A 9,732-nucleotide genomic window follows, 5' to 3' on the forward strand; every position below is an offset into this window, starting at 1 on the left:
CCGCGCGGCGAACTCCTGGTTGGTCATGCTTGACATGATTGCCTATTAGGGCACGATATTTGAATTGTCTTAGCAGTAACAATGATGTGGAGTGAAACGAGGGCTTAAGACTATGAGAAAACGAGTGCTTATCATGGGTGCTGCTGGAAGGGACTTCCATGATTTCAACGTTCATTTCAGGGATAACGACGACTATGATGTGGTCTGTTTTACGGCCACGCAAATCCCCAACATCGAGGGCAGAAAATACCCGCCGGAGCTCGCCGGCAAGCTATATCCGCAGGGCATTCCAATTTACGCCGAGGATGAGCTGGAGACGCTGATCAAAGAGAAGAACATCGACGTTGTCTGCTTCTCGTATAGCGACATAACGCACGAGCACGTGATGCACTGCGCCTCTCGGTCCATGGCTGCGGGTGCTGATTTCATGTTTCTGGGCGCGAAAAGCGCGATGCTGAAGATCGGGAAACCCGTGGTCTCGATCTGCGCCGTCCGTACAGGCGCTGGCAAGAGCCAGACCACACGAAGAGTCAGCGAGATACTTCGGAAACACGGCAAGAAGGTCGCTGTCATCCGGCACCCTATGCCATACGGAGACCTCGCCAAGCAGGCGGTTCAACGTTTTGGGAGCCTAGATGACCTGGTCAAACACAAGTGCACGATCGAGGAGCGTGAGGAATACGAGCCTCATATCAGACGAGGTAACGTGGTCTTCGCTGGCGTGGATTACGCCAGGATAGCTGAGGCGGCGGAGAAGGAGGCGGACATAATACTCTGGGATGGAGGTAATAATGACATCCCATTCCTCAGCCCAGACCTGCATATCGTCGTTCTAGACCCGCATCGGGCCGGCCACGAGCTAAAATACCATCCGGGCGAGACCAACCTCAGGATGGCGTGCGTGCTCGTGATTAATAAGGTTGTTACGGCAGAGCCGGAGAAGATCGAAAGCGTTCTTGAGACCGCCAGGACAATCAATCCGAAGGCCACGGTGATTATGGCCGCCTCGCCGCTTACGGTGGATGACCCAGCCGCCATCAGGGGCAAGCGAGTCCTTTGTGTCGAGGACGGTCCCACGCTGACGCACGGGGGCATGAAGTACGGCGCCGCGGTCATTGCCGCTAGGCGATATGGAGCAAGCGAGATCGTTGACCCCAGACCGTTCTGCGTCGATACAATCCGTGCTACTTTCGAGAAGTATCCTGGGATCGGGACGCTGTTGCCGGCGATGGGCTACTCGGACAAGCAGATCAAAGACCTCGAGGACACTATCAACAAGACTCCGTGTGACGTGGTCCTGATTGGAACGCCGATCAATCTCGCGGGCCTTATCGAGATCGACAAGCCATCGGTGCGCGTTGGCTACGAGCTCCAGGAGATCGGCTCGCCGACGCTGGATGACGTTCTGAGCGAGTTCCTGGCCAAGCGCTGAGTTGCCGCAGTCAGGTGAAGATTTGGGACTGAGGCGGCTTGAAGGGACCGGAATGCGAGAGATCGAGGCCAAGAAGGTCATCGACGCCGTTGCCGACCTTTGTCGGAGAGCCAATTACGAGCTGCCTGACGATGTGGTAGCTGCGCTTGAGCAAGCTGTCGCGAGCGAAAGCTCACCGCTGGGGAAGAGGCTTCTTCAGTCCATATTGCGCAACGCGTCGATCGCCAGGAAGGGTAAGTTCCCGATATGTCAGGACTGCGGCCTCGCGGTGTTCTTCGTCGAGATGGGCCGCGAGGTGCGAATAGAGGGGATGACGTTGGAGCAGGCTTTGACCGTGGGTACGCGGAAAGGATACAGCGAAAACTACCTGAGAAAGTCGGTCGTGCGAGACCCTCTCCGGCGAGAGAACACAGGCGATAACACACCGCCCTGTGTCCATATAAGGCAGGTTGAGGGCGATAAGCTGTGGGTCCGTTTCATGCCCAAGGGCAGCGGAAGCGAGAACATGAGCTCCTGTGTGATGCTCTCGCCGTCTGACGGAGCAGATGCCGTTCGGAGGATAGTCGTTGAGTGCGTGGACGCTGCTGGGGCTAAGTCCTGCCCGCCCATTACGGTTGGCGTTGGACTTGGAGGATCCTTCGAGGAATGTGCGAAGCTAGCCAAGCTTGCGCTCTTTAGAAAAACTGGGTCGCGACACAAGGATGCCTTCTATGACGGTCTCGAGCGCCAGATACTCGAAGACGTAAACTCCCTCGGTATCGGCCCACTCGGATTCGGGGGGACGACTACGGCGCTTGCCGTACACATCGAGGCGGCGCCATGCCACATCGCCTCGCTTCCGGTTGCGGTCAACCTTCAGTGCCATGCGGCGAGGCGCGCGGAGGTGATCCTGTAGAATGCCGGGCGAGCCCAAGAGAATAGTAACTCCGCTGCCGCGGCGGGTTGTCGCGGAGCTTCGGGCCGGCGACGAGTGCCTCATATCCGGAGAGCTCATCGGCGCTAGGGACCACGCTCATAAGCTCCTTTACGAGATGATCCAGCGCGGCGAGGAGCTACCGTTTCAGATATCGGGTGCGGTGATGTACTACGTTGGGCCGACTCCGGCGCGGCCTGATGCAGTTATCGGTTCGGCTGGGCCTACGACGAGCGCAAGGATGGACCTATTCACGCCGGCTCTGTTAGAAAAGGGTTTGGCTGCTAGCATCGGGAAGGGCCAGCGGTCGGAGGAAGTCCGGCGAGCGATGATGATGCATGGTGCAGTTTACTTTGCGGCTCCGGGCGGCTTGGGAGCCTACCTTGCGAGCCATATCGTGTCCGCCACCGTGATCTTTGGAGCAGAGCTTGGCCCTGAGGCGGTACGAAGGCTGGTGGTCGAGGAGATGCCCGTCATCGTGGCCAACGATATCTACGGCGGCGACGTGTACTCAATGGGCAGAGAGAGATACCGAGCCCAGCGCTGAGCGGCATTGCCGTTCGCATCGTAGCTTCAATTGTGAACTCATAGGGCTCGGTTATGTCGGCAAGAAAGAGACGCTTCCATCATAAACAGGACACACCCATATCCTGGTCCAGCTCGCGATCACGTTGAGGTTGAACGTCTTCGGCGGACGTACTATAATCCCATTCCGAGATGATAGAGCTCGACCGCGCCAAGAAAGTACTTGCTGAACGCTTTGGCTATACTGCTTTTCTTCCGGGTCAGGATGAGTCCATCAGGTCTATTCTGTCTGGACGGAACCTGTTGGTCGTGATGCCGACCGGCAGCGGCAAATCGCTCTTGTATCAGCTGCCAGCGCTGATGGAGAGCGGGTTGACGATCGTCATTTCTCCCCTGATCTCGCTCATGAAGGACCAGGTCGATGACCTGAAGCGGAGGGGGATACCCGCCACGTTCGTCAACTCGAGCCTCAGCCACGATGAACAGCAAGCGAGGCTTGCGCAATGCGCTTGTGGCAGAATCAAACTCCTATATGTCGCTCCGGAGAGGTTCTGTAACAAAGGTTTCCTTCAAACGTTGCGCAGTGTCAACATAAGCCGTATGGCTGTCGATGAGGCGCATTGCATCTCGGAATGGGGTCACGATTTCCGGCCGGACTACCTGCGCCTCAAGCAGTTCAGGAAACAGATGAGATGGCCGCATGTCACAGCGCTTACGGCAACGGCGACTCCCGGTGTGCAACGCGACATCATTCAGTCGCTTGGGCTTGAGCCCGATGAGGTTGACGTACATGTTCGCGGTTTCGACCGACCGAACCTTGTCCTGAGCGTCCGGGAGTTCGCTAGGGTGGGGAAGAAAGACGAATTCGTGCTTGATTTCGTCCGTGAACACAATGGGTCAACGATAGTCTATACCTCCACGCGCGGCAGCGCAGAGAAACTGGGCGAGGTTTTGAGAGCCGTTGAGCCGCGCACTGCCGTGTATCACGCCGGCCTTGAGACCGAGAGGCGGACCGAGGTTCAGGACAGGTTCATGACTGGCCAGGACCGTGTTGTTGTGGCAACCTGCGCCTTCGGGATGGGCATTGATAAGGCCGACATCCGTTTCGTCTTGCACTACAGCTACCCGGGCTCTGTTGAGCAGTATTATCAGGAGATTGGCCGCGCCGGGCGCGACGGAGAGACCTCGCATTGCGTCCTGCTGCACTCTTTCGCAGACCGCCGCATCCAAGAGTTCTTCATTGATCTGAATCACCCGGGGACTGATCTAGTGAAGAAGGTTTATGAAGAGCTCTTCAAGATTGAGGATAATCCGGTGATGCTGACATACAAGGAGATCGCCACGCGCTGCCAGGCAAAGGTCAAGGAGGGGCACGTTGGCGCGGCTATCAGGCTGCTTGACGCTGCCGGCATAACCAGAGCCCTATCAGGCGAGCCCAGGATTGCCATAACGTTGCATGAGCGGGGCTCGAAGGTGATGTCAAAGCTGAGGGGGCCTGCCCGGATTCAGGTTCTGGAAGGGCTTTCCGCCACGGAGGACATCGAGGCCCCTGGACGCCACGAGGGCAGCCTCCGCCAACTGTGTCGAGCCTCAGGGCTCTCAGAGCACCAGGTACGTCGAGCGCTCAAGGCGATGCACAACGATGGCGTCATCCATTATGAGCCTCCATTCCGGGGCAGAGGTATCGAGAAACTGGTCAACCCGGCGCCGCGTTTCGAGGAGGTCCCAATCGACTGGAAACGCCAATCACTGCTCCGGGGCGCGGAGGTTCAGAAACTCGAGGCGATGGAGGAGTACATCAGATGTGACGGGTGTCGGCGCGAGTTCATCCTGCGTTATTTCGGCGAAAAGGAGAGCTTTCGTTGTGGCACTTGCGATCGCTGCCAGTCGTCCCGTCCCCGTGTTAGGCACAGGTCCGACGACGAGGCCATTCGCGCCGCGGTGCTCAAGTGCGTAGCGGCCTTTCACAGACCACGAGGTGTCACGAGTGTTACGGAGGTTCTCACTGGCTCAAAGGCCAAATGGATAGAACCCGCCGCGGCCAACCAGATCGAGGTTTACAACTGCCTGAGTGTTTCACGAGAACGTATCCGCCTCGTCATCAACTCAATGCTCGAGGAGGGATTGCTGCGAAAGACAGGGAGCAACCTCTATCCTGTGGTTGAGCTGACGGACGCGGGCCATGAGCTGCTTAAACGGCTGCGCGATGAGGCAAAGCGGACGATCAGCAGCGATAGTGACGCTCAGGAACAACAGCATGTTCAGCCCGAGAGAGCTCCGTTGGGCGCCGGGCGAACCTACGATGCCGGCGAGCTGCTTGACCACGCAGTAGAGGTACTGCTGCACGCTTTGCCCGATCAGGCAAAGGAGATGCTGCCGAAACTCCGTCTGTTTCATCCAAAGGAGATAGCGGCGTGTTTGTCCGAGAAGTTCTATGCTTGCGGAAACAACCGCGTTCGGGCACGCGTAGTGTGGGTAATGGGTGAGCTGTGCGGCCAATACGCACTTAGCTTCTTGGTGGGCTGTGCCTCGTCTGAAGTAACAGACATCCGTCTTCTGGCCGCGTCGGCCATAGGAAAGGTCGCCAGAAGTGTCAGCTCTGATGCGAGAGCCGCTGCAACGGACATGGAGCGGGCAAAGCAAGTGCTCTTGAAGCTGACGGACGATGCCGGCGTTCAGGTGCGCCAATACGCGAAGAAGTCCCTTAGGGAGTTTTCCGGGAAAGATGCGGAGCGCGGGCTGGAGTAACGCCCTTTCGATGCGCTCCTTGACAGCGTCCGGTTTCAGCCGAGGAGATGCCTCAGTCAGAGCCGTGTCAGCCGGATCGGAATTCGATGAGGGCATTTCCCGTTTGTTAAAGCTTGCGTTAGAAATAGAATATAGGTATGTTCTAGCCAGTTCGCTAGCGGAAATGCGTGCAGACGACATTGGAGCAGCTTGGGATTGGGGACAAATGGCGAGCGCGCATCGGGGAGGTTTCCGGGGGGGAATGCCAACGTGCAGCTATTGCTCGGGCGTTGGTGAAGAGGCCCCAGCTTATCCTTGCCGACGAACCCACGGGCAACCTCGACGGGAAAACTGCTGAAGTCATCGTAGGAGAAATGAAGCGCCTTCGGGACCAAGGCGTTGGTGTGCTGATGGTCACGCACAACGAGAAGATAGCTGAGAAGTATGCAGACCGGATCATAACCCTCCGTGACGGCTTAATCGAAAGCGATGAGCGCAGGCGTGGGTCGGGCATCTCAACGCAGCGCGGAGACAAATTGCGACAGAAGAAACGGGACGGACAATCCATTGAGGCCCGTGGGGATGACAAAGATGTGCGCTCTGTTCCTTTGATGGGCTAGGACGTCACACCTGAATATGCGAGGTCCGTAGGCGCGGGTGACCGCATGGCTTTGGATGCCTCGAAGAAAGACGACTATGATGCAGAGGCCCCGACGTCGAACTGGCCGAGTACTGAAGCGATTCCAATGGACGGTGAGCAAGATGATCACTTACCTCGGTTTGTTAAGTCTATCATCGTTTCCGCTGGGGATTTTGTGGCCTTCTCACTGCGCGAGGCGCAGAACCAGGCGAGCGCTGGCTCGCATTCGATGGAGCTCAGGACCCTCGGCGGTATCACGCGCGTGGCGGGCGCCGTTTACGATACGGAAGGGAAGGACATTGTGCTTGTGGGTCGTGCTGTGGACAGCCTACCGGAGTGCCTGCTTGACGACCTCGTGGTGGCGCTGTGTTCCCGGCTCTTGCTTGACGAGCCCCCCACCGTCAGCATCGACCCCATTAAGATAACGCCAATCACACGCAGGCAGGCTGTAACCTTTCATGGAGGGCTTGCCGGGACGAAGTTCGGAAGCGACTTTCTTCTCTGCGACGTGGTTCTTAAGAACTATAGCCTTGGGCTCTTGCGCACGGTGTCCCACGTCAAGAGTTACAGGGACCTGGTGGCTGGAAATGTGTGCCGGAGGATAGAGGATGCCGGGGGGAAGGTGCGAGATTTCAAGTGGTTGTCCTCAAAGGATGCCGCTGACGTCTGTGAAAGTATGCGCGGCCGGCCTGTAACGGGCGAGGATTCTTGTCAGCTTCAGTTTTGGTTCTATTGTCGCGAGCCATTTCATGTGAAGAATAGGGAAGGCGTTTTCTCGATTGAGGAGATAAAAATAATCGTCAGGATCAGGATCACAGCGGGCCGCGGGGAGACAGGCGCCAGTGGGTCCGAATCCGCCAATCTGATCAGCGCGGGGGAAGCCTTTGCCGAGCAGTTTGCTGGCAACTTACCTGCGGTCGAGGCCGCCCACCCCATTCTTAAGAGGCTAAAGGCACTGTTTGATCTAGTTGGGGTGTCGGAAGGAATCAGTAAAACCGGAAGCTGCACTGATCTCAGCGTTGAGCGGGTCATCGCTTAGCGTTCGACACTGCTGCGTTGAGGGAGGCTACCCTGGCGTGCGGAACATCGTGGGAGACCCGCTGTTTGCGCCGGGGCCGCTGGGCGACTACTACCTGTCGTCGGTCGAGGCGGGACAGGACGCGGACAGCCCCTGCATCGACGCAGGCTCCACAAGCGCCTCAATCGCCGGCGCAAGCTTCCTCACAACGCGGACGGACAACGCCTTCGACACGGGCATCGTCGATATCGGCTATCATTACCCTGCCACGCCGCCCACAATCGAGGCGAGCATCGGCACTGCGGGCGCAAGTTCTCTGGACGTGCAGCTTTCTCAACCGGGCGACGCTCTCGGCGCAATTGCGGCAGGGGCGACTTCTCTGGACGTGCAGCCTTCCCATCCGGGCGACGCTGTCCGTGCAATCGCAGCTGGGGCGGATGAGGCACCGGTCTTGGGCCCTGGCGACACGCTGCGGGCGCAAGTTGCAGGGGCGGATGAGGCGCCGGTCTTAGGCTCTGGCGACAAGCTTTCGGCGCAGGTAACGGTCGAGAACTATGGTTGGCCGATCTGGGTTGACTTCTATGCGGCGTTCGTTGCCGCTGACGGGACGGTCTTTTGCATCACGCCGGACGGCCTCACGACGAACTTCACGGCCTACGCTATGGACGTTCTCTTGGACGATGGGCTTCATTTCGGCCCGGCTTCCGTCTTTGAGTTCGCGCTGAACGAGCACGTCATCCCCGGCGACTACGTCTTTGCTGCCGCGCTCAGTCGTGCCCGTGAGCCTTTCCGCTCCATCGGCCCCATCGCAAGCGTGCAATTTCGCATCATGTAGGGGCGAATCGCAGTGGCAAGGCCAGACCATTACCCTGGGCGTGGTCAGTTGAGGTGAGCTCGGCACGTGCGAGCCGACCGGTCGCATTCGCCGGCAAAAAAAGCTATGGGAGCGGAGACACTCCGCCGCCCGGAGGCTATCGGTTCCGCTTGCCGCCGGCGAGGACAGCTGGGATTGTCTTCAGAAGGATGGACAGGTCGAGCAAGAGGGAGCGGTTTCTGACGTAGTAGAAGTCGTATTCCATGTTTTTGTGCAGTGGGAGTATCTCGGAGCCGACCAGCTGCCAAAGCCCGGTGAGACCTGGCTTGACGTCGAACCTGCGCCTCTGCCAGGGGCTGTATTTTTTTGCAATGAGTGGTATTTCCGGGCGCGGGCCGACGAGGCTCATCTCGCCCTTCATGACGTTGATAAGCTGGGGCAGTTCGTCGAGGTGGAATCGCTCTAGGAAGCTACCGACCTTGGTGTATTGAACGGAGAGCGCGATGGGCTTTCCGTCGAGCTCCGTGGGCTCTGGGAGGTGGAACGTTCGGAACTTATGCACGAGGAAGGGTCGTTCGCGGAGCCCAAGCCGCTCGAATCTGAGCACGACGGGACCTTTGGTCTCGATCCTTATCGCGATGGCAATTAGGAGGGTGAGGGGAAGCGTGAGAATGAAGAGGATGAGGCTGATAGCTCTGTCCGCCGCCGCCTTAACGGTGAGGTAGAAGGCAGAGGTCTCCGAGGGTCCGAAATCGACTAGCGGCAGGTCGCTCACGCTCTCCATATCGACCTTGCCCGTCATTATGGAGAATGCGTCCGATACGATGTGGAAGCCAACGTTTGCGCTCTCGCACTGAGCGACTAGGTTTAGGACGTCGGTGTGGGGCAGATTTGGTTTGGAGATGTATATCTCGTCGATTCTGTGTTCTTGTATGAGGGAATCGAGCTCTGATGTGGGCCCAAGGACAGGGATCGAGACTGTCCCCCCGCGTGGGGAGGCCCAATTCAGCGACTTCAGGTCGGTGTCGTCCACGAATCCCACAACCTCGTAGCCGAGTTTTGGGAATGAGTGCAGCTTGTGGCCGACCAGTCGGGCCGATTCGCCCGTTCCGACGACCAGGGCGCGGAGCTTGTCGTAACCCTTGCCTAGAAGGAGCGCCTGCACGAAGTAGATAAGGGCTCTTTCGAGTGTTGTCAGCACGAGGCTTATCGCCCAGAACAGCAGGACCATCGAGCGCGAGTACTCGACCCTAAACAGATACAAGATAGCCATGAGGATGATCGCAAGCTGCGACACTGCCAACAAGTCACGAGCCAGCTGTGACGGCCTGAAGGTGCTCTGCGCCGGGCGATACAGGCCGAATGCGCCAAACACAATGAGCCAGAGCAAAGTTATGCCCGGAAGCATCATGAAGTAGATAGACGGCGGGAGTATCCCCGGCTTGAAATACCGGCCGTATTGACTCAACCCAAGAACGCCCAGCACGAGGTTTATGTGGCTTCTGAGCCAATAAAGCAGAACGAGCGAGATGTTGCAGACAACGATGTCGCTCGCGATTAGGATTGTGGGCAATAGGAGCTTCCTTCTCTTCTGCGATGCTACGCCCGCCAGCAACCCGAACCCGAAGGCCAGCGAGCGCACGAAGAGCAAGAGCGGCGCAAG

The 9,732-nt window shown here is 58.1% G+C and carries 8 protein-coding genes; 7 read left to right on the forward strand and 1 reads right to left on the reverse strand.

The features are described 5' to 3' along the window. Positions 1-112: 112 nt before the first annotated feature. The 7 genes from VM163_12215 (at position 113) to VM163_12245 (ending at position 8,090) form a co-directional block, all read left to right on the forward strand. Complete coding sequence (locus VM163_12215; GenBank protein HUT04641.1) at positions 113-1,432, forward strand: cyclic 2,3-diphosphoglycerate synthase; 1,320 nt, start codon at positions 113-115, stop codon at positions 1,430-1,432. Positions 1,433-1,484: 52 nt separating this feature from the next. After that, complete coding sequence (locus tag VM163_12220; protein ID HUT04642.1) at positions 1,485-2,327, forward strand: fumarate hydratase; 843 nt, start codon at positions 1,485-1,487, stop codon at positions 2,325-2,327. Between the two features lies 1 nt (position 2,328). Beyond that, positions 2,329-2,892 (forward strand): fumarate hydratase C-terminal domain-containing protein, encoded by a 564-nt coding sequence (locus VM163_12225; protein HUT04643.1) that lies wholly within the window; start codon positions 2,329-2,331, stop codon positions 2,890-2,892. A 170-nt stretch (positions 2,893-3,062) separates the two neighbouring features. After that, a complete protein-coding gene (locus VM163_12230) occupies positions 3,063-5,618 on the forward strand; it encodes a RecQ family ATP-dependent DNA helicase (GenBank protein ID HUT04644.1) in 2,556 nt (851 codons plus the stop codon). Positions 5,619-5,785: 167 nt separating this feature from the next. Then, complete coding sequence (locus VM163_12235; protein HUT04645.1) at positions 5,786-6,217, forward strand: ATP-binding cassette domain-containing protein; 432 nt, start codon at positions 5,786-5,788, stop codon at positions 6,215-6,217. 45 nt (positions 6,218-6,262) lie between these two features. Next, on the forward strand, positions 6,263-7,276 hold the full coding sequence (locus VM163_12240) for a hypothetical protein (GenBank protein ID HUT04646.1): 1,014 nt from the start codon (positions 6,263-6,265) through the stop codon (positions 7,274-7,276). A gap of 37 nt (positions 7,277-7,313) precedes the next feature. After that, positions 7,314-8,090: a hypothetical protein gene (locus tag VM163_12245; protein HUT04647.1), complete on the forward strand. Its 777-nt coding sequence runs from the start codon at positions 7,314-7,316 to the stop codon at positions 8,088-8,090. 136 nt (positions 8,091-8,226) lie between these two features. On the opposite strand, the gene VM163_12250 is transcribed toward VM163_12245, so the two are convergent. Further along, on the reverse strand, positions 8,227-9,732 hold a 1,506-nt coding region (locus VM163_12250), incomplete at its 5' end, for an exopolysaccharide biosynthesis polyprenyl glycosylphosphotransferase (GenBank protein HUT04648.1).

It is taken from the genome of bacterium, assembly GCA_035527515.1.
Taxonomy (GTDB): Bacteria; B130-G9; B130-G9; order B130-G9; family B130-G9; genus B130-G9.

Excerpts from the sequence above, each read along its gene's own strand:
- VM163_12215 (HUT04641.1), top strand. The coding sequence starts at position 113 with ATGAGAAAACGAGTGCTTATCATGGGTGCTGCTGGAAGGGACTTCCAT.
- VM163_12220 (HUT04642.1), top strand. The coding sequence starts at position 1,485 with ATGCGAGAGATCGAGGCCAAGAAGGTCATCGACGCCGTTGCCGACCTT.
- VM163_12225 (HUT04643.1), top strand. The coding sequence starts at position 2,329 with ATGCCGGGCGAGCCCAAGAGAATAGTAACTCCGCTGCCGCGGCGGGTT.
- VM163_12230 (HUT04644.1), top strand. The coding sequence starts at position 3,063 with ATGATAGAGCTCGACCGCGCCAAGAAAGTACTTGCTGAACGCTTTGGC.
- VM163_12240 (HUT04646.1), top strand. The coding sequence starts at position 6,263 with ATGGCTTTGGATGCCTCGAAGAAAGACGACTATGATGCAGAGGCCCCG.